General features: G+C 66.2%; 17 protein-coding genes. 10 read left to right on the top strand and 7 right to left on the bottom strand.

The genetic code is table 11. The features are described 5' to 3' along the window. Positions 1–26 precede the first annotated feature (26 nt). Together OZ10_RS12850 and OZ10_RS12855 are read left to right on the top strand one after the other, a co-directional pair. Positions 27–707 carry a M48 family metallopeptidase gene (locus OZ10_RS12850; protein ID WP_202903012.1) on the top strand — a complete coding sequence of 227 codons (681 nt, stop codon included), beginning with the start codon at positions 27–29 and terminating at the stop codon, positions 705–707. Between the two features lie 395 nt (positions 708–1,102). After that, complete coding sequence (locus OZ10_RS12855; RefSeq protein ID WP_039528675.1) at positions 1,103–1,363, top strand: XAC0095 family protein; 261 nt, start codon at positions 1,103–1,105, stop codon at positions 1,361–1,363. A 285-nt stretch (positions 1,364–1,648) separates the two neighbouring features. On the opposite strand, the gene OZ10_RS12860 is transcribed toward OZ10_RS12855, so the two are convergent. Beyond that, on the bottom strand, positions 1,649–2,101 hold the full coding sequence (locus tag OZ10_RS12860) for a hypothetical protein (RefSeq protein WP_039565274.1): 453 nt from the start codon (positions 2,099–2,101) through the stop codon (positions 1,649–1,651). Positions 2,102–2,200: 99 nt separating this feature from the next. Beyond that, the gene (locus OZ10_RS12865; protein WP_005920554.1) at positions 2,201–2,830 is read right to left on the bottom strand and encodes a TetR/AcrR family transcriptional regulator; all 630 of its coding nucleotides are present in this window, start codon (positions 2,828–2,830) and stop codon (positions 2,201–2,203) included. A 173-nt stretch (positions 2,831–3,003) separates the two neighbouring features. On the opposite strand from OZ10_RS12865, the gene OZ10_RS12870 reads away from it, so the two are divergent. From OZ10_RS12870 to OZ10_RS12880, 3 genes are all read left to right on the top strand, one after another. Beyond that, positions 3,004–3,792, top strand: coding sequence for a histidine phosphatase family protein (locus OZ10_RS12870; RefSeq protein ID WP_026064525.1), 789 nt, complete (start codon positions 3,004–3,006; stop codon positions 3,790–3,792). Then, the gene (locus OZ10_RS12875) at positions 3,792–4,661 is read left to right on the top strand and encodes an NAD(P)H-hydrate dehydratase (protein ID WP_039565276.1); all 870 of its coding nucleotides are present in this window, start codon (positions 3,792–3,794) and stop codon (positions 4,659–4,661) included. Before OZ10_RS12870 ends, OZ10_RS12875 begins: the two co-directional genes overlap by 1 nt. Positions 4,662–5,108: 447 nt before the next feature. Beyond that, positions 5,109–6,566, top strand: a complete 1,458-nt coding sequence (locus OZ10_RS12880; protein ID WP_039565278.1) for a glycoside hydrolase family 30 protein — start codon at positions 5,109–5,111, stop codon at positions 6,564–6,566. A gap of 272 nt (positions 6,567–6,838) precedes the next feature. Here the strand turns inward: OZ10_RS12880 and OZ10_RS12885 are convergent, their stop codons facing one another. Then, on the bottom strand, positions 6,839–7,741 hold the full coding sequence (locus tag OZ10_RS12885; protein ID WP_039565280.1) for an SDR family oxidoreductase: 903 nt from the start codon (positions 7,739–7,741) through the stop codon (positions 6,839–6,841). A 184-nt stretch (positions 7,742–7,925) separates the two neighbouring features. Here OZ10_RS12885 and OZ10_RS12890 point away from each other — a divergent pair, with 184 nt between their 5' ends. After that, positions 7,926–8,633, top strand: a complete 708-nt coding sequence (locus tag OZ10_RS12890; protein ID WP_039565282.1) for a DUF429 domain-containing protein — start codon at positions 7,926–7,928, stop codon at positions 8,631–8,633. A 1-nt stretch (position 8,634) separates the two neighbouring features. On the opposite strand, the gene OZ10_RS12895 is transcribed toward OZ10_RS12890, so the two are convergent. Both OZ10_RS12895 and OZ10_RS12900 read right to left on the bottom strand, forming a co-directional pair. Continuing rightward, positions 8,635–10,989, bottom strand: coding sequence for a GH92 family glycosyl hydrolase (locus OZ10_RS12895; RefSeq protein WP_039565283.1), 2,355 nt, complete (start codon positions 10,987–10,989; stop codon positions 8,635–8,637). A 280-nt stretch (positions 10,990–11,269) separates the two neighbouring features. Beyond that, positions 11,270–12,250, bottom strand: a complete 981-nt coding sequence (locus OZ10_RS12900) for an SDR family oxidoreductase (protein WP_039565284.1) — start codon at positions 12,248–12,250, stop codon at positions 11,270–11,272. Positions 12,251–12,411: 161 nt separating this feature from the next. Between OZ10_RS12900 and OZ10_RS12905 the strand changes: the two genes are divergently transcribed. Further along, a complete protein-coding gene (locus OZ10_RS12905; protein WP_039565294.1) occupies positions 12,412–13,041 on the top strand; it encodes an alpha-ketoglutarate-dependent dioxygenase AlkB in 630 nt (209 codons plus the stop codon). Between the two features lie 212 nt (positions 13,042–13,253). Beyond that, complete coding sequence (locus OZ10_RS12910) at positions 13,254–14,948, top strand: FAD-dependent oxidoreductase (RefSeq protein WP_039565286.1); 1,695 nt, start codon at positions 13,254–13,256, stop codon at positions 14,946–14,948. Positions 14,949–15,092: 144 nt separating this feature from the next. Here OZ10_RS12910 and OZ10_RS12915 read toward each other — a convergent pair whose 3' ends face one another. Further along, entirely contained in the window at positions 15,093–15,839 is a 747-nt protein-coding gene (locus tag OZ10_RS12915; RefSeq protein ID WP_039415585.1) for an EAL domain-containing protein, read from the bottom strand. Positions 15,840–15,987: 148 nt separating this feature from the next. On the opposite strand from OZ10_RS12915, the gene OZ10_RS12920 reads away from it, so the two are divergent. Together OZ10_RS12920 and OZ10_RS12925 are read left to right on the top strand one after the other, a co-directional pair. Then, positions 15,988–16,626, top strand: coding sequence for an HD domain-containing protein (locus OZ10_RS12920; RefSeq protein ID WP_039565288.1), 639 nt, complete (start codon positions 15,988–15,990; stop codon positions 16,624–16,626). Positions 16,627–16,741: 115 nt separating this feature from the next. Continuing rightward, positions 16,742–19,276, top strand: coding sequence for an excinuclease ABC subunit UvrA (locus tag OZ10_RS12925; RefSeq protein WP_039565290.1), 2,535 nt, complete (start codon positions 16,742–16,744; stop codon positions 19,274–19,276). Between the two features lie 256 nt (positions 19,277–19,532). Here the strand turns inward: OZ10_RS12925 and OZ10_RS12930 are convergent. Beyond that, the coding region (locus OZ10_RS12930) for a glycoside hydrolase family 3 C-terminal domain-containing protein (protein WP_039565291.1) at positions 19,533–20,326 on the bottom strand (794 nt) is incomplete at its 5' end.

The following is a 20,326-nucleotide window of genomic DNA, read 5'->3' on the forward strand; positions in this document are numbered from 1 at the left end:
CACCCATGACAGCCTCCAGTCTGCAGGTGGACGATCTGCTGTTTACGGTGCGACACAGTGCGCGCCGCCGGACGATGGAGATCACCGTCGAGCGTGATGGCGCGTTGGTGCTGTCTGCACCGCCAGACGTGGCAGAGTCCAGGTTACGTGCCTTTGTGCAGGAAAAGCGCTTCTGGATCTACACCCGGTTGGCGGAGAAGGATCGCCTGCAACGCCATGCACCGCGCAAGGAGTTCGTGGGTGGCGAGGGCTTTCTTTACCTGGGGCGGAGCTACCGGCTGAAGATGATGTCCGATCAGACCACGCCGCTGAAGCTGGCCGCCGGGCGTTTCTGCCTGGCGTCGGAGGCCTTGCCCGAGGCCAGGGAGCATTTCATCCGATGGTATGGGGCGCGTGCCAAAGCCTGGCTGTCCACGCGCATGTTGGAGCATGCGGCCCGGATGGAAGTCGCGCCGGCGGGCGTCAAGGTGCAGGACCTGGGCTACCGCTGGGGTTCGTGTGGCAAGGGCGACTGGTTGTACTTCCATTGGAAGACCATCTTGCTCCCTGCCCGCATCGCCGAGTACGTGCTGGTGCATGAGATGGCGCATTTGCATGAGGCACATCACACCCCGGCGTTCTGGCTGCGTTTGGAGCGTGCGATGCCGGACTATGCGCAGCGTAAGGCGTGGCTTGCCGAGCATGGGATGGACGTAGAAGGGATTTGAAAGATCTGATTGGTTGCGCCAATTACGCGATTTGGCTGGTCTTGTGGCGGTGCCGCCGAGCTGGTGGATTACACGCGCTCTGGTCGGCTCGCTGCTAAGAGGTCACTGCGTCGATTGCCGGCTAGCCTTGACGCCAAGCCTTGCCAGTAGCACGATCGCCCCACGGAGCCTCGAAACTCCGCACACAGCGGTACCCACCTCCGTCATATCGGTGGGTTTTTTGTGCCTGCATGTTCTGTAGGTGCAACCGACGCGATGCTCTGCGTCGGGAGGGCGGCTAATACAACACCCGCAAGGGGAATACGCCCGCCGGCTGTGTGCGGTTTCGAGCCTCCCGACTTCCCGTCCGTCGCGCTGCGACGGGCGGGCTGATTCCATGGAATGAGGAGCAGGCCATGTCGGACGTTGTACGAGATGCGCAGTCATACCCGGGTTACTACCTGCCAGAAGGCGCGCAATACCGTTTGCAGCAACTGCGCGACCACATGCGCTTTCTGGCGCGTTTGGCGCAGCCACGCACGCAGGCCGAAGAGCGGGCGCGGCAGCCGGCTATCTGCATGGATGAGTTGGCGGTCTGTCTGGAGCTACTGGCGACGCAGGTGACCCATGTGCTGGAAGAGGTGCAATGGCCTGCGGCGGTGGAGCGCAAGGTGTGATGGCTGGCAGACAAAGACGGCAGGCTGATTGCGCAACCTGCCGTTGATCTTTTACCGATGTCTACTCGCTTAGAAGCAGAATCTGCCGCCCAGGCTGATGGTGTCGACGTATCCGTCGATGCCGTTGAACTCACGCTAGTGGCAGGTGTTCCTGACGCTCAGTTCCTAACTTCTGATGAAGTCGTAGCCGAGTTCGACGCTGTAGCGGCAGTAGAATGCGCATGGACTGTTGAAGCAGCCTTAATCGTAGAAAGAGGGCCAGCCATGCGCTGCGTAAAGGGCGCTTTATTGTCCGCCCTTGCGCATGTGCCTTGGTTCCCACGTGCTCTCAGGGGCGTAAGGACCAACAATCCATGATGCCGTCCCTGGTATGACGCGCTTGCCCACAAAGAGGCGGCCCTTGTTCCCTTCAATCTCAAGACTGAAAGATGGAGGAACCTTTGGGTCACCGGGGTTCATGTACTTGGCGCCAGCGCGGGTCATCGCTTTGTCCATGTGGTACTTCACCCCGTTGAAGGGTAGGCCCATATGTTCGTAGCCGGGCCATTTGATCATTGCGCCCGCAATTCCGCCGCTCTCCTCGGAGCCGCCGCCAACGTAGAGCTCCACTTCGTATTGGTTGTCCGGCGTGTGGAAGGTGACTACCGTGCTCGTCGCACTGACGGACCAGCTGAAGACGGCAAGCGCTGCAAAAAGCGCTAGCGATCCAGCTCCCTTACTGAAGACTCGCTCACGCATGGCATCCCTCCTTGGTATGTGGGGTGATCTTATCCGATCGATTCCCGGTGCCAAGCCATCCGCGTAGCGCTGTCCGTCAGATCCGGTGGCTTAGCGGCGCTACACCGGCGCAGACTTCAAAATCCCCGACAGACTCTCGCGCAGGATCAGCTGCAAATGCATGCGGTTGAGTTCCATGCCGCTGGTCATCACGCTGTGCAGGCCGCCGCACATGGCGGCGACGGCGAAGACGCGGGCCTGGAATTCCTGTTCGCTGCTGGCCGGGTCGGCGTGGCCGCGCAGCAGGCGCTTGAGCAGGGCGCTGAGGTGTTCGATCAGCGATGCGCTCTGGCGGCGCATGAAGGCGGCCAGCACCGGGTCGCGCAGGGTGGCCAGGTGCAGTTCCAGGTCGATGCGGGTGCGCTTGATGTTGATTTCCTGCAGCAGCCATTCTTCGAGCAGGCCGGCGATGAAATCCACCACGTGCACGTTGGCCGGGCGTTCCACCAGCCACATCTGGCGGATGGCGCGCATGTAGTTGCGCTCCAGCAATGCGCGCACCAGCGCGTCCTTGTCTTCGAAACGTTGCAGCAGGCTGCCGCAGCTGACCTTGGCGCGCTCGGCGATCAGCTCGAAGCTGGTGGCACTCAGGCCGATGACGTCGATGCACTGCTCGGTGGCGTCCAGCACCTCTTCCAGCAGCAGTTCTTCGCGCTCTTTTGCCGTGCGCAGCAACAGGACGTTGGACATGGGCAGCAGGGTGTCGGGGGGCTGCAGTATACCGGCGCGGCGTTACCCATCCGTTGCGTTCGCTTGTTGCTATGCCATCAGTCATGGATGCGCGTGCGTATTGAAACACCGGTCACAGATGCGCTGGTCGACCATGTTTTCACGGCGGCTGTGCGACACGTGAGGTCGACGTTGTGCAGGAGAAGCATGTGAGTGAGAACAGTGCGGTAGCCGGTGTCTCGGCGCAGTGGCCGGCGCGGTTGTGGGTGGTGCGGCATGGGCAAAGCGCGGGCAATGTGGCGCGCGATGTGGCCGAGTCCAACGGCTCGGCCTTGATCGACCTGGAGCACCGCGATGCGGATGTGCCGTTGTCGGCGCTGGGCGAGCGCCAGGCCGAGGCGTTGGGGGCGTGGATGGCCGGTTTGCCCGAGCACGAGCGCCCGACGCTGATCCTGAGTTCCACCTATGTGCGTGCGCGCCAGACCGCCGCTGCGGTGGCGCGTGCGCTGGGGCAGCCGGCCGAGTCGGTCAGCGTGGACGAGCGTTTGCGCGAGAAGGAGTTCGGCGTGCTCGATCGCTATACCACGGCCGGTATTCTTGCGACCTTTCCGGAGCTGGCCGAGCAGCGCAAGCTGGTGGGCAAGTTCTACTTTCGCCCGCCCGGTGGCGAGAGCTGGTGCGATGTGATCTTCCGTCTGCGCGGGGTGGTGGGCGATCTGCAGCGCAACCATGTGGGCGCGCGCGTGCTGATCGTGGGGCATCAGGTGATTGTCAATTGCTTCCGCTACCTGATCGAGCGGATGGACGAGGCCACCATCCTGGGTATCGACCGCGAAGGCGATGTGCCCAATTGCGGCGTCACCGAATACGCGGCTGCGGCCGATGGGCAATCGCTGGAATTGCTGCGCACCAAGTTCGTGCCGCCGGAGCTGGCCGACGAGCCGGTGACCACCGAGTCCGACCGCCCGGCCGGGGCGCGCTGATGGCCACCCCGCGCGTGCGCATGCTCACCGCGGCTGCCTTGCGGTCGATGCCGTTGCCGGCCCCGGGTGGCGACAAGGAGCAGCGCGGGCGCGTGTTGATCGTGGGCGGCTCGATGCGCGTGCCCGGTGCGGTGCTGCTGGCCGGCGAGGCGGCGCTGCGCACCGGTGCGGGCAAGCTGCAGATCGCCACCGCCGCCAGTGTGGCGCCGGGTATGGCCTTGGCGGTGCCGGAGGCGCTGGTGCTGGGGTTGGCGCAAAACGGGCAGGGTGAGATCGTGCGTGGGCATCGCGCGCTGGACGGGGCGATGGCGGCCTGCGATGCGGCAGTGATCGGGCCGGGGATGGCGTCGTCGGCCACCACCACGGCGATGGTCAGGCGTGCCGCCGAGCAGGCGGTGTGCACCTTGGTGCTGGATGCCGGTGCATTGTCGCGTGGCCTGCGGGCGCCGATCGGGCGGCCCTTCGTATTGACGCCGCATGCGGGCGAGATGGCGACCCTGGCCGGCGACGACAAGGCGGCGGTGGAAGCGGCGCCGGGCGCGTACGCGCTGAAGTTTGCGCAGAAGCTGCGCAGCGTGGTGATCGTCAAGGGCGCGGACAGTTTTATTGCCGGCCCGGATGGAGTGGTGTGGATGCATCGCGGGGGCGCGTCCGGGTTGGGCACGTCCGGGTCTGGCGATGTGCTGGCCGGGTTGATTGCCGGGTTTGCCGCGCGCGGCTGCGATGCGTTGACCGCTGCGTTATGGGGCGTGTTTGTGCATGCGGCCGCGGGCAGGCAGTTGGCCAGGCGGATTGGGCCGGTGGGGTTTTTGGCGCGCGAACTTGGGTTGGAAGTGCCTGGGATTTTGAATCGGTTGGCGCGCCGCTGATCGACGCTCGTCGCGGTGATGCGGCGCGCAGATCAAGCCCCTCTCCAGCGTGGAAAGGGTTGGGGTGAGGGTACGTTTGCTGAAGGCGTGGTGCTGTCTTTCCAGTTGGGGTTTAGGTTGTTGCCTTGATTGCCGGGGGCGGGTTGCACCCCTGGCAGATGTATCCTCATCCGGCCCTTCGGGCCACTTTCTCCCGAGGGGAGAAGGGAGTGTCCGATCGTGGAAGGATGCATGGTTGCGCTCGTTTGTTGCGCGATGTTGCGCCGCGTTGGTCGGTTAGGCTTGGTCACCAACCTGGGAGGGTGCACGGTGAAGCGAGCGATTGCGTGGTCGATGGTGGGGGTTCTGGGGGTATGGGGTACTGCGACTGAAGCTGTATTGGTATTGGCATCTGCATCTGCATCTGCATCTGCAGCAACAGCATCAGCATCAGCAACGCCGATTCCGATGCAGGCATCGACGGCATCGTTTGCATCCACGCCCGCATCGAAGGCGGTAGAAGCTGCGGTTGCGGATGCTGCTGTTCCGCCAGCCGCCGCCGGTGCACTACGCGTTTACACCTCCGCCCAGGGCGCAACGCAGCAGATGCGTGTCAGCACTGTCGATGCGCCCACGGCCGGGCATGCGTTGACCGAGAAGGAGAACTCCATCTTCGTCAATCCGCAGCGGCGCTTCCAGGAGGTGCTGGGCATCGGCGGGGCGATCACCGATGCTAGTGCCGAGACCTTCGCCAGGCTGCCCAAGCCTGCGCAGCGCGCCTTGCTCACTGCCTACTACGACCCACAAAAGGGCATCGGCTATACGCTGGCGCGCACCACCATCCACAGCTCGGATTTCAGCAGCGGCAGCTACACCTACATCAAGGAAGGCGATGCGGCGCTGAAGAGCTTTTCGGTCAGGCACGATCAGCGTTATCGCATCCCGATGCTGCGCCAGGCCATTGCGGCGGCCGGCGGCAAGTTGACGACATTTGCCAGCCCGTGGAGCGCGCCGGCGTTCATGAAAGACAGCAATAACATGCTCAAGGGCGGCAAGTTGCTACCCGCGTATGCGCAGGCCTGGGCCACCTACTACACGCGCTTTATTGCGGCCTACGAAAAGGCCGGCATCCCGATCTGGGGCATCAGCCTGCAGAACGAGCCGATGGCGGTGCAGACCTGGGAGTCGATGGTGTTTTCCGCGGAGGAAGAGCGCGACTTTTTGAAGAACCACCTCGGCCCGACGATGGAGCAGGCGGGCTATGGCGACCGCAAGATCATCGTGTGGGACCACAACCGCGACATGATGCTGCACCGTGCGCATGTGATCTTCGACGATCCGGAAGCGGCGAAATACGCGTGGGGCATGGGCTTCCACTGGTACGAGACCTGGGCCGGGTTCGCGCCGATGGTGGAGAACGTCGCAGCCGTGGCACAGGCGTACCCGGACAAGCCGCTGTTGCTGACCGAAGCGGCGGTGGAAAAGTTCGACCCGGCAAAGTTGCAGTACTGGCCCAACGGTGAGCGCTATGGCACCGCCATCATCAACGATCTCAATCATGGGGCGGTGGGCTGGACCGACTGGAACATCCTGCTCGATCAAAATGGCGGGCCGAACCACGTGGGCAATTATTGCTTTGCGCCGGTGCATGCCGACACGCGCACCGGCGAGGTGATCTACACGCCGAGCTATTGGTATATCGGCCACTTTTCCAAGTTCATCCGCCCCGGTGCGCGGCGGGTGAGTGCGGCCAGCAGCCGCAGCAATCTGGCAACGACGTCCTTTCTCAACACCGATGGCAGCCTGGCGACGGTGGTGATGAATGCCAGCGATGTGGCGATCCGTTACAACCTGTACGTGGGCGAGGCATCGAGTGAATTGGAGATTCCCGCGCATGCGATCCAGACGGTGGTGATGACGCAATAAGCGCAGGCCGTGGGCGGAGCATTGGTGGGGGTGCGTGCCCTCATCCGCCCTTCGGGCAACTTCTCCCGGTAGGAGAAGGGGAGCTCGCATGATCGAAGCCGTCTTTGCTTAGCTGGTCGAACTACCTTGCGGTTCGGTCTTGCTGATGCATCAGCATTCGAGACTGCCGCCAATACCAAAAACGCCACCGAAGAAAACCCCGCCGACCACTGCGCATGCAGCGATCGGCGGGGTTCTGGTGGCGTGACGCTGGAAGTGCGCTTTAAGCTAACTCAGGACAGCAGCAAGCCGCCGGTGGCACCAAACACTTCGCCGGTGACATAGCTGGACTCCTGCGAAGCCAGGATCACATACAACGGCGCCATCTCTACCGGCTGGCCGGCGCGCTTGAGCGGGGTTTCCGAGCCGAACTCGGGAATCTTTTCCGGCGGCTGGCCACCGCTGGGTTGCAGCGGGGTCCACACCGGGCCGGGGGCGACGGCGTTGACGCGGATGCCCTTCTCGGCGACCTGCTGAGCCAGGCCCTTGGTGAAGTTGACGATGGCCGCCTTGGTGGACGCGTAGTCCAGCAGCGTCGGTGAGGGTTGGTAGGACTGGATCGAGCCGGTGTTGATGATGGATGCGCCCGGGGGCAGGTGCGGGATGGCCGCCTTGCACAGCCAGAACATCGCGTACACATTGGTCTTGTAGGTGGCGTCGAACTGCTCGGTAGTGATGTCGGCGATGTCTTTCATCGCGGTTTGCTTGCCGGCGATGTTGACCAGCAGATCCAGCCCACCGAGCTCCTTGACCGCGCGTGCGACCAACTGGTTGCAGAAAGCCTCATCCTTGAGATCACCAGGGATGCTGATCGCCTTGCGGCCTTCGGCCTCGATCAACTTCACCACCTCCGCAGCGTCCTGTTCTTCTTCCGGCAGGTAGTTCAGCACGATGTCCGCGCCTTCGCGCGCATAGGCGATTGCAGTGGCGCGGCCGATGCCCGAGTCGGCGCCGGTGATCAGCGCCTTGCGGCCCTTCAGGCGGCCGAAGCCCTGGTAGCTCTGCTCGCCGTGGTCGGCCTTGGGCTGCAATGCATGGATGGTGCCCGGCGCTTCCTGGGTCTGCTCGGGGAACTTCGGTTGCGGAAACTGGGTGAGCGGGTTTTGCATTTCGTACTGGTTCTTGGTGCTGGACATGCGCTGGCTCCTGCAGTGGGGGATGGCAGTGCCGCAGCGTGCTGCGGCCGATGCGGAGCAGTCTGGAAACCATAGCGATGCGTGCGGGTGAACGAATGTTGTGCATGATGTGAACGCGCCACGCAGATGGCGCGCGTGCGGTGCTGCTGCGCCGTACACGCAGGCCACGACCGGGAGGACCGCAATGCAGTGTGTAGGGATCGATGGCGCCGGCAGCGGCTGGCTGGCGGTGTGGCAGGCCGGCGATGGATTGCAGTTTGCCGGCTACCCCACGGTGGCCGCGGTGGCGAGCGCATTGGGGGACGTCGCCGTGCTGGGCGTGGATATCCCGATCGGTCTGAGCGAGCACGCGCCCCGCGCTGCGGATGTGCAGGCGCGGCGCTTTGTGGGTGGGCGCCGCGCATCCAGCATCTTTGCCGCGCCATTGCGCGGCATGCTGCATGCATCCACGCAGGTGGAAGCGTCTGCGTTGCATCGGGTGCTGGATCACGACGGCCAGCGTGGCTTTGGCGTGCAGTCGTTTGCGCTGCTGTCGAAGATTCGCGCCTGGGACGATGCCTTGCGCGCCGATCCGCCGTGGGCGGAGCGCGTGTTCGAGGTGCACCCGGAGGTGTCGTTCGCCGTGCTCGCCGGCGGGCACGGCCTGGCGGCAGGCAAGAAGAGCAATGCGGGCCACCAACAGCGCGCCGCCTTGCTGGGCCAATGCTATGGCGCCAGGCAGGTGGCCGCGTTGCTGGAGCGCGTGCCGCGTGCGCTGGCCAAGCCGGACGATGTGCTGGATGCCCTGGTGGCCTGCTGGAGCGCGCAGCGCATTGCCGCAGGTACCGCCGGCAGCCTGCCGACGGTGGTGGAGCGCGACGCCTGCGGGCTACGCATGGGCATTCACTACTGACTCAGCGCGTCTGCGTCGACATCGAATACGGCCGCTGCGCCGGATCGGTGGCCCATTGCGTGTTCGGCGTGGCCTGCATGCGGAAGCGCAACTCGCCGCCGGCCTGAATTTCTTCATGCGTGAGGTAGGCGCGGGTCAGCGGCTGGCCGTTGAGGGTGACGCTGCCGACGTAGCTGCGCGCCTTGCTCAGGCCATCGGCGATCACGCTGAAGCGCTTGCCATTGGGCAGATTGAGCGTGGCGCGCGGCAGGAACGGGCGGCCGATGATGTATTGATTGCTGCCCGGCGCCACCGGGTAGAAGCCCAGCGTGGTGAACACATACCAGGCCGACATCTGGCCGAGATCGTCGTTGCCGGCCAGGCCTTCGGGGCCGGCGTGATACTGGCTACCGATGATCTGGGTCAGGCGCGCCTGCGTGCGCCAAGGCTGGCCCGCATAGGCGTAGAGATAGGCCACGTGGTGGCTGGGTTCGTTGCCATGCGCATACCAGCCGATCAGGCCGGTGATGTCTTCCATGTGCTCGAAGATCTTCGGGTCCACCTTCGCATCGAACACCGCATCCAGGCGCGCGAGGAGTTTGTCTTCGCCGCCATGCGCGGCGGCCAGCCCGGCCACGTCTTGCGGCACGTACCAGGAGTATTGCCACGCGTTGCCTTCGGTGTAGTCGCTGCCGTAGCCACTGGCAGACGGGTCGAACGGCTCGCGGAAGGTGCCGGCGCGGGTGCGCGCGCGCATGTAGCCGGTGGCCGGGTCGAAGGCATGCTTCCAGTTGCCGGCGCGCTGGCTGAATTCTGCGGCGATGGCGGGCTTGCCGAGCTTGTCGGCCATGCGCGCGATGGTCCAGTCGTCGAAGGCGTATTCCAGCGTCTTGGAGGCGGCTTCGCCTTCTTCGTCGATGGGCACGTAGCCCAGCTCACGGTATTGCGCAATGCCATCGTACGGGCCGTAGTTGGCGCTCGCGACCATGGCATGCAAGGCTTCCTCTGCGTCGAAGCCGCCGATGCCTTTCATGTACGCGTCGGCAATCACCGGGACGGCGTGGTAGCCGATCATGCACCAGGTTTCCAGGCCGTGGAATGCCCATACCGGCAGGATGCCGTAGGCGCTTTGGCGACGCGAGGCGAGCAGCGAATTGACCACGTCGCTGCTGCGTTGTGCCGGCTGCACCAGGGTGAGCAGCGGATGCAAGGCGCGGTAGGTGTCCCACAGCGAGAAGGTGGAATAGTTGGTCCAGCCAGTTGCTTGATGCACCGCATTGTCTGGCCCGCGGTAGCGGCCGTCGCTGTCCATGAACAGCGTTGGCCCCAGCAGGGTGTGATACAGCGCGGTGTAGAGCTGGGTGCGCTGTTGCGTGGTGCCTTGTGCATCGATCGCCGACAGCGCCTGCGTCCATTGCGCGCGTGCATCGGCGCGTACGCGATCGAAATCGAAGCCGGGCATTTCGGCATCGAGGTTTGCGATGGCACCGGCCTCGCTGACCGGCGAGAGCGCCACCTTCACCACCAGCGGCGTGCCGTCGTTGGCGACATCGAATACGCCGACCAGTTGCCGGCCTTCGATCTGCGCGCGCTGCGCAGGATTCTTTTCGCCCGGCGGTGGGAACCCTTTGTAGGGGATGTCCTGTTCGGTGTCGTGGAGTTGCGTGGCAGTGAGCGGGCGCGAGAAGCGCATGGCGAAATACAGCTGCCGGCCGGGCGCCCAACCGCGTGTCTCGCGAAAGCCGGTCACCGTGCCATCGCTGCGCACCCGCAGCCGCGACCACTGCACCTTGCCGGGGTAGTCGTACAGGCTGGTGCGCAGGTCCACCAGCACATGTGCCGGTACGCCCTTGGGAAACTGATAGCGATGCACACCCACGCGCGCACTGGCGGTGAGTTCGGCGCGGATGTTGCGGTCTTTCAGGGTGACCGCGTAATAGCCGGGCTGCGCCTGTTCGCTGGCGTGATCGAACTGCGCGGTGTAGCCGCTACCCGGTATGGCGGCATCGCCGCGTTCGAGCTTGATCTCGCCCACCTGCGGCATCAGCAGGATGTCGCCCAGGTCCGAATGCCCGGAGCCGGAAAAATGCGTATGCGAAAAGCCGACGATGGTGGTGTCGCTATGCCGGTAACCCGCAGCCCAGCCATAGGCCTCCTTGCGCGGTTTGATCTGCGTATCCGGGCTCAGCTGCACCATGCCGAACGGGACCGTGGCACCGGGATAGGTGTGGCCTTCGCCACCGGTGCCGATGAATAGGTCCACGGCGGCAAAGGCAGACTCGGCCGTGCGGGCTGCCGCGTTGCCGGTGACGACCGCAAGACTGGTCAACAGCAGCAACCAGCGCAGACGAGGAAATGCGATCAATCGATGCGGCATGCGAACGGCTCCGGCGGATGCAGCGCCGGACCGTAGCACAGCGCCCCGGCGAGCCACATGGTCGCGGCGCAGGCAGCAGTGCGCTGTCGGTTGGGTTCGCCACACGACCAGACGCCGGACAGATTTGTTCAGCACGGACCGGCAGGCACGCTGTTGTCGGCAACGCTGCCGGCCGGGTATCCGTTGCACACGGCAAGATGTCTACCTGCCAGCCGGCGTCTCTACCGCCTGTCGCATGCAACGCGTTGCCCAGCCTTTGCGGCAGCAGGATGGCGGCGCCTCAACGTCGCCGCAGCGCCAGTACCGCCAGGGCCGCAAGCCCCGCTGCTGCCGCGCCAATCACCAGCGTGTTGCGGGGCGAACGTGGATGCGCTGCGGCGCGCCTGCGGTAGCCACCGTCGATGCCTCCTGCAATGGCCGGCGGGCCGAGCACATTGCCGCTGGATTGCAGCACGCGCGGTGCCTGCGCGAAGTAACGCGTAAACACGCGATGGGTGAGGCGGGCCAGCAGATTGGGCGCCAGTGCGTGTGCGGCGCGCATTGCGTGCACGGGCGCGCCCAGCACGACGGTGGCGCGCGGGCGGTCGAGCAGGCGCAGCACCGCTGCAGCCACGGTGCGGATGTCCAACATCAACGGCGGGCCGCCTAGACGCCGGCCTACGTAGTTGGCGCCGTGGGTGAGGCCGGGCGTGTCGACAAAATACGGGTACACGTCGCAGACATGGATGCGCGGGTAGTCGGCCAGCTCGGCACGCAGCGCTTCGGAAAACCCGCGCTGGCCGAACTTGCTGGCGCTGTACGCTGCCGCATAGGGCGTCGGTGCAAAGCCGCCGGAGGAAATCATGTTGACGAAAACGCCATGGCCCTGCGCGATGAAGATCGGGATCACCGCGTGCGCATCGTGCATGCGCCCCAGCAGATTGGCGTGAATGACCGCAGCGCTGGCGTCGATCGGCACCTCGTGAAATTTGCCCACCGCGCCGACACCGACATTGCCGAACCACAGATCGATGCGGCCCAGGAAACTCTGTGCGGCGGCGGCCAGTGCCTTGACCTGGTCGGCGTGCTTGACGTCGGTGGGCACCACCACCACGGTGGCGCCGCGTGCGCGGCAGCGTTCGGCAACGGCCTGCAGGGCGTCTTCGCCGCGTGCAGCCAGCACCAGGCGCGCGCCGTGTTCGGCAAAGGCTTCGGCAGTGGCCTGGCCAATGCCGCTGGAGGCGCCGGAGATCACCACGTGGGCAGGAGAAGTGCGATGCATGCGAGAGCTCCACAACGTTGGACAGGCATGCTTGATCGCCCGGCGTGAACACGACGCGGCTGTTTGGGTACCGCTGCGTGAAGCTGAACTGGTCGGGTTGCTGCACGGCGTGACGCGGGCGTGGTGCTGAAATCGCCAGCGCCCGCCCGCATATGGCAGCGATGGATCTATTCGACACTGCCACCACGCCCTTGCAGGTGCTGGACGATGCCGAAGGCGGCGTGCGCTATTGGCCGCAGCTGTTTGCGCCGGCGCTGGCACAGGCGTGCTTCGATGCGCTGCGCGATGCAGTGGACTGGCGCAGCCAGCGGCGCGAGATGTACGACCGCATGGTCGAGGTGCCGCGTCTACTGGCCTCCTACCGGCTGGATGGCGCGTTGCCTGCCGGCTTGCCGTTGCACTGCCTGCTCGATGCGGTGCAGGCGGTGGTGCCCGCGCCGTACAACGCGGTAGGGCTGAACCTGTACCGCGACGGGCGCGACAGCGTGGCGATGCATCACGACACGCTGCAGACGCTGGTGGCGCCGTATCCGATTGCGCTGGTGTCACTGGGAACGCCGCGACGCATGAACCTGCGTGCCAACACTGGCCATGCGCGCGCCATTGGCCTGGAGCTGGCGCCGGGCAGTCTGCTGGCGATGAGCCATGCGTCGCAGCGAACGCATACCCACGGCATTCCCAAGACCAGCCGCGCAGTGGGCGAACGCCTGAGTGTGGTGTTTCGCGTGCGCCCGGCCGAGCGCATGGCCGCAGGCCGGCATGGGCCGCACTGGGAGCCGCCGTCGCCGTGATGCGCGTGCAGATGTGATGGCCCGGTGGCGCTCGCCTGTGCGAGCGTCACGCCAGGACGTGGCCGTGCGCAAACGGCTGCCACATCCGCTCGCGTGCGCTTGCGGCGCGTGTGCTGCGTGTCATGCGCTGCCGTGCCTATTTCGAGTGATTGCCATCGCCGTCACCACTGCGCATGCTTGCATGCAATCCCCCCTTCAAACGCTGCCGATCCATGCCTCTGGACGAGACCCGCCACCATCAGATGTTTCCCGAGCTGGATGCGGGCCAGTTGGCGATCACGCGGCGCTTTGCCAGCGGGCCGGCGCAGCGGTTCGGCGCTGGCGAGGCCGTGTTCGAAGTGGGCGATGCGCATGCGCCGGTGTGGGTGGTGCTGGAAGGCGCCATCGAAGTGGTGCGCCGCGACGGCCTGGGCAATGAAAAACCGATCACCCTGCACACGCCCGGCCAGTTCACCGGCGAGGTGAGCCAGCTGGCCGGGCGCGCGTCGCTGGCGGCCGGGCGCGCCGGGCCGGACGGTTGCCTGGCGCTGCCGTTCGACACCGCACATCTGCGCGCGCTGATGATCAGTTCGGCCGAAGTGGGCGAAGTGGTGATGCGTGCGTTGATCCTGCGCCGGGTCGGGTTGATCGAAGGCGATGCCTCCGGCTCGGTGTTGATCGGCGAGCCGGACGACCCGCATCTGACCCGTTTGCAGGGCTTTTTGACCCGCAATGGCTACCCCAACACGGTGATGGATGTCTCCGACGACGACGGCCGCGCGCTGGTGGAGCGGCTGGGCATCTTGGAGCACGACCTGCCGGTGATGGTGTGCCCCAGTGGCCGCGTGCTGCGCCAGCCCAGCGATGCCGAGGCCGCGCATTGCCTGGGCATGACCCCTGACATCGACCCGGACAAGCGCTACGACGTGGCGATTGTGGGCGCCGGCCCGGCCGGCCTGGCGACGGCGGTGTATGCGGCGTCGGAAGGCTTGTCGGTGCTGGTGCTGGACCAGCGCGCCATCGGCGGCCAGGCCGGCGCCTCGGCACGCATCGAAAACTATCTGGGCTTTCCGACCGGCATTTCCGGCCAGGCGCTGGCCGGACGTGCGTATAACCAGGCGCTGAAATTCGGCGCCGAGCTGGCCATCCCGCTCGAAGCGGCAACGCTGGAGTGCGGGCGCGACGACGGTGCGCTGCATCTGGACCTGGCCGATGGCAAACAGGTGCTGGCCAGCACCGTGGTGATTGCGTCCGGTGCGCGTTATCGACGCCCCGACATCGAAGGGCTGGAGCGCTTCGAAGGCCACGGCGTGTCGTACTGGGCTTCGCCGGTGGAAGCGCGCCTGTGCGAGGGCGGCGTGGTGGCGCTGGTGGGCGGCGGTAATTCTGCAGGGCAGGCGGTGGCGTTCCTGGCGCCGCGGGTCGAGGAATTGCACCTGATCATCCGCGGCGACGGGCTGGAAGCGTCGATGTCGCAATACTTGATCGAGCGCATCGCTGCGTTGCCGAATGTGCAGCTGCATACCGGCACCGAAGTGGCCGCGCTGGACGGTGACCCCGATCGCGGCATGCAGGCAGCCGTCCTGCGTACCCGCGCAGATGGTGCGACCACACGGGTGGAGTTGCGCCACCTGTTCCTGTTCGTCGGTGCCGACCCCAATACCGGTTGGCTGCAGAATTGCGTGGAAACCGACAAGCGCGGCTTTGTCATTACCGGCACCGCGCGCGGCGATGGCGTGCCGGCCTGCCTGCCGCTGGAAACCAATCGCCCGGGTGTATTCGCCATCGGCGATGTGCGGGCCGGCTCGGTCAAGCGCGTGGCCGCCGCGGTGGGCGAGGGCGCGGCGGTGGTGGCGCAGGTCCATCAATACCTGGCGCATCAGGCCAACCCGGTGCCGGTCTCTGAACTTGCCAGTGCTGGGGAATAGGGAATCGGGAATCGGGAATCGGGAAGCGGGAAGCGGGAAGCGGCTTGCGTGCTGGGCGATGTCTTCGGGGGCGGATGGTGTGTTGGGCGATTGCGATTGTGCCGATGGGTGCGCGATTGGCTTGCTTCTTGCGCCTGCGCCTGTTTACTGCGGCCAGTGCACCTGCGGTAGCGCGCCGATCTGTGGTCTGGCGAACAGGTAGCCTTGCTGCAGGTGGATGCCCATGTCGCGCAGGGCGCGGGATTCGTCGGGTTGTTCGATGCCTTCGGCGATGACGGTGATGCCGAGTTCTTCGCACATGCGGGTGACGTGCAGGACGATGGCCTGGCGGCTGCGGTTGGTGTCGACGCCGCGGATCAGGGCGATGTCGAGCTTGAGCAGGTCGGGCTGGAAGTCGGCCAGCAGGCCGAGCCCGGCGTAGCCGGCGCCGAAATCGTCGATGGCGGTCTTGAGGCCGCGGGCCTGGTAGGTGCGCAGGATGTCGAGCAGGTGGGCCGGGTCGGTGAGGTGCTCCTGCTCGCTGACCTCGAAGATGATGGCATTCAGCGGCCAGCCGTATTGTTCGGTAGCCGAGAGCGTGGCGCGCAGGCAATGCTCGGGGTTGTAGACCGCATTGGGCATGAAGTTGATCGACAGCAGCGTGGGCAGTGCGATCTGCGCGGCGCATTCGATCGCCTTGATGCGGCAAGCCTGGTCGAAGGCATAGCGGTTGCGCGCATCCACCGCCGCCAGGATGCTGCCGGCCGACTCGCCGTTGACCCCGCGCACCAGCGCTTCGCCGGCATAGAGGCTGCGCGTGGCGACATCGACGATGGGCTGGAACGCCATGGTGATGGCGGTGGGAAATTCCTGGCCGTCGCGGCAGGCGTTGCAAACAGGAATCTGGGTCATGGCGTGGTCCATCATGCGGCGTGGGTCGAGCCTAGTCCTATCGGCCGCAACAGCGCGTCATTGAGGGCGGATTGTCCATCGCAGCATCCTCACTCCGCGCGTGGTCGGGCTCGGCGATACTGTGGCCATCACTCGCATCGGACGCCCCATGACCGCTCTTACCGAACGCTACGCCCTGGCCGTGGACTACGCGCGCATTGCCCATGCCGGACAGGTGCGCAAGGGCACGCAGATTCCATATCTGAGCCATCTGCTGGGCGTATCGACACTGGTGCTGGAATGCGGTGGCGACGAAGAACAGGCCATCGCCGGCCTGCTGCATGACGTGGTGGAAGACTGCGGTGGCGGCCACGAGGCGTCGATCCGCGCGCAGTTTGGCGACGCCGTGGCCGACATCGTGATGGCCTGCACCGACGCCACCGCCGAAGACAAGGCCGAGGTGGACGACAGCGCGCGTGCGCGCAAGCGCGATTGGCGCGAGCGCAAGCTGGCCTATCTGGAGCACCTGCGCAAGACGCCCGAGCGCGCGCTGCTGGTGTCCGGCTGCGACAAGCTCTATAACGCGCGCACCATCGTGCAGGACCTGGACAACCCGGCGGTGGGGCAGGACATCTTCAAGGTGTTCACCGCCGGCCGCGACGGCACGCTGTGGTACTACGCCGCGCTGGAAGAGGTCTTCCGCAGCCGCAACGCCGCCACCGCACGCCTGTTCAGCGGCGTGGTCGCGCGGATGCAGGCATTGGCCGACCATGGCGAACAGGCGCTGCCGGCGCACGCGCCGGGCTGAGCGCGGGCGCACGCTGGTCGATCAGCGCTGGGTGACCAGCACCGGCCGCAAGCGCTGACATTGGCTGCATGCCGCGCGCGTTAGGCTGCGGCCTTGTCGATCTGGTTTTACCGTCATGTCCAACGCAATGTCTGCTTCTTCCGGCCTGGTGCGCGTGCGCGGTGCGCGCGAGCACAATCTTCAGCATGTGGACGTGGATATCCCACGCGATGCGCTGGTGGTGTTCACCGGTGTGTCCGGTTCGGGCAAGTCGTCGTTGGCATTCGGCACCATCTTTGCCGAGGCGCAGCGGCGCTATCTGGATTCCATCTCGCCCTATGCGCGGCGGCTGATCGACCAGGTCGGCGTGCCGGAGGTGGATTCCATCGATGGCCTGCCGCCGGCGGTGGCGTTGCAGCAGGCGCGCGGCGCGCCGAGTGCGCGGTCGTCGGTGGGCAGCGTCACCACCATCTCCAACTCGTTGCGCATGCTGTATTCGCGTGCGGGCAGCTACCCGCCGGGGCAGGACATCATCTACGCGGACGGGTTTTCGCCGAATACGCCGGCCGGCGCCTGCCCCACCTGCCACGGCCTGGGCCGCATCTACGACGCCACCGAGGCGACCATGGTGTTGGACCGCAGCCTGAGCATCCGCGACCGCGCGGTGGCAGCCTGGCCGGGCGCCTGGCATGGGCAGAACCAGCGCGACATCCTGACCACGCTGGGTCACGACGTGGATGTGCCGTGGCACAGCCTGCCGAAGAAGACCCGCGACTGGATTCTCTACACCGACGAACAGCCGGTGGTGCCGGTGTATGCCGGCTACAGCCTGGCCGAGGTCAAGCGCGCCCTCAAACGCAAGGAAGAGCCCAGTTACATGGGCACCTTCACCAGTGCGCGCCGCTATGTGCTGCACACCTTTGCCACCACGCAGAGCGCTCAGATGAAAAAGCGCGTGGCGCAGTATCTGATCAGCACGCAATGCCCGCAGTGCGATGGCAAGCGGCTGCGCCGCGAGGCGCTGTCGGTGACCTTTGCCGGGCTGGATATCGGCGAGTTGTCGCGCCGGCCGCTGGACGAAGTGGCCGAGTTGCTGCGCCCGGCCGCGCAGGCCGATGTGCGTACGCGAGGCAGCAGGAAGGGCGCTGCCAGCCACCCGGAGCAGGCGATTGCCGCGCAACGCATCGCCGCCGACCTGCGCGCGCGCATCGAAGTGGTGCACGCGCTGGGGTTGGGCTATCTGAGCCTGGAACGCAGCACGCCCACGCTGTCGCCGGGCGAGCTGCAACGGCTGCGGCTTGCCACGCAGATCCGCTCGCAGTTGTTCGGCGTGGTGTACGTAATGGACGAGCCATCGGCGGGCCTGCATCCGGCCGATGCGCAGGCCCTGCTGGGTGCATTGGACCAGCTCAAGGCGGCCGGCAATTCGGTGTTCGTGGTCGAACACGAGGTGGACGTGATCCGCCACGCCGACTGGATCGTGGACGTGGGCCCGGCCGCCGGCGTGCATGGTGGGCAGGTGTTGTACAGCGGCCCGCCTGCCGGATTGGAACAGGTGCAGGCCTCGTCCACGCGGCGCTATCTGTTCGGCACGCCGCCACCGGTGCACAGCCGCGCGCGCGCGGCGACTGGCTGGCTGCAGCTACGCGGCATCACCCGCAACAATGTGCGCGCGCTGGACGTGGATCTGCCGCTGGGCGTGTTCACCACCGTCACCGGTGTGTCCGGCTCGGGCAAGTCGTCGCTGGTGAGCCAGGCGCTGGTGGAACTGCTGGCGGCTCACCTGGGGCACACGCCGGCAGACGAAGACGAGGCACTGGACCCGCTGGAGCGCGGCACGCAGCTGCCGTTGGGCGGGGCGATCGTGGGCGGGCTGGAGCAGGTGCGCCGGCTGGTACGCGTGGACCAGAAGCCGATCGGCCGCACGCCACGCTCCAACCTGGCCACCTACACGGGCCTGTTCGACCCGGTGCGCAAGTTGTTTGCCGCCACGCCTACCGCCCGCCGCCGGCGCTACGACCCGGGGCAGTTCTCCTTCAACGTTGCCAAGGGCCGTTGCGCCACCTGCGAAGGCGAGGGCTCGGTGTCGGTGGAATTGCTGTTCATGCCCAGCGTGTATGCGCCGTGCCCCACCTGCCACGGCGCACGCTACAACGCCAAGACCCTGGAGATCGAACTGCGCGGGCACACCATTGCGCAGGTGCTGGCGATGACGGTGGATCAGGCGGCCGACTTCTTTGCCGACGACACCAGCGTGCTGCGGCCGCTGCAGGTGTTACGCGAAGTGGGGCTGGGGTATCTGCGCCTGGGCCAGCCGGCCACCGAACTCTCCGGCGGCGAGGCGCAGCGCATCAAGCTGGCGAGCGAGTTGCAGCGTGCGCAACGCCGCGACACCGTCTATGTGCTGGACGAACCCACCACCGGCCTGCATCCGGCCGACGTGGACACCTTGATGACCCAGCTGCAGGGCCTGGTGGATGCCGGCAACACGGTGATCGTGGTCGAGCACGACATGCGCGTGGCGGCCAGCAGCGACTGGGTGCTGGACATGGGGCCGGGCGCCGGTGGTGCCGGTGGCAGTGTGGTGGCGGCGGGGACGCCGGCCCAGGTTGCGCGGCAGCGTGGCAGCCGCACGGCGCCGTTTCTGGCGCAGGTGCTGGCCGGGAAATAAGCAGGGCTGGCGCCGGTGGCCGGCATCGCAGGCTGCCTATGCCGGCGATGCAGCGCGGATGCGCGTGCGCAGTGCGCACCTCGGTGTGGTCGCGCGCGCGGGCGCCGACACATCGCGTTGATGCCTTGCGTGGCCGCCGGCCGGCCGCTGCGTCAACAGCCGGCGCGTGTTGCGATGGTGCCGCTGCCGCTGCAATGCCCGGGCCCTGCAATCAAGCGCAACGCAACGCGCAACGACTGCGGCGACATCGCCGCGCTCATCCCAGCAGTTCGAATCTGCCGCTCACGCCATCGGCTTCGGCCGACGGCGCGATCCACACATCGAACACGCCGGGCTCCACGGTCGGCGTCATTGCCTGCCCGACAAACAGCAGGTGCTCGCGGCGCAGCTCGAACTGCACCTCGACACTCGCGCCGGCCGGCACCCTGACCTTGCGGAAGCCCTTGAGCTCGCGCACCGGGCGGGTAACGCTGGCGGTGCGGTCGCGCACATACAGCTGCACCACTTCGTCTGCATCGCGGCTGCCGCGGTTGCCGATGCGCGCGCTGAGCTGCAGGCGGTCGGTGGCGGTCAGGTGCGGTGCGCTCAGGCGCAGGTCGCTGTAGTCGATGCGGCCGTAGGTCAGGCCATGGCCGAACGGGAACAGCGCCGTATTGGGCACGTCGCGGTAATGCGTGGTGTACGGCTGCAAGGCGGCCGGGTCCAGATTGGGCCGGCCGCTGGGCGGATGCGCGTAGGTGTAGGGCACCTGGCCTGCCGCCTGCGGAAAACTCACCGGCAAGCGGCCGCTGGGTGCCTGCGCACCGAACAGGATGTCGGCCATGGCGTTGCCGGCCTGCGAGCCCAGAAACCAGGTGACCAGGATCGCTGCGCTCTGCAATGCCGGGCCTTGCAACGCCAGCGCTCGGCCGGTGCTGAGCAGCAACACGACGGGTGTGCCGGTGGCCGCCACCGCTGCCAGCAGTTGTTGTTGCACGTCCGGCAGGACGATCTCGGTCCGCGATTGCGCCTCGCCGGAGTAGGTCATCGGTTCGCCGACCGCCAGCAGGG

The sequence above is a fragment of the Xanthomonas cannabis pv. cannabis genome (assembly GCF_000802365.1).
GTDB classification, from domain to species: domain Bacteria; phylum Pseudomonadota; class Gammaproteobacteria; order Xanthomonadales; family Xanthomonadaceae; genus Xanthomonas; species Xanthomonas cannabis.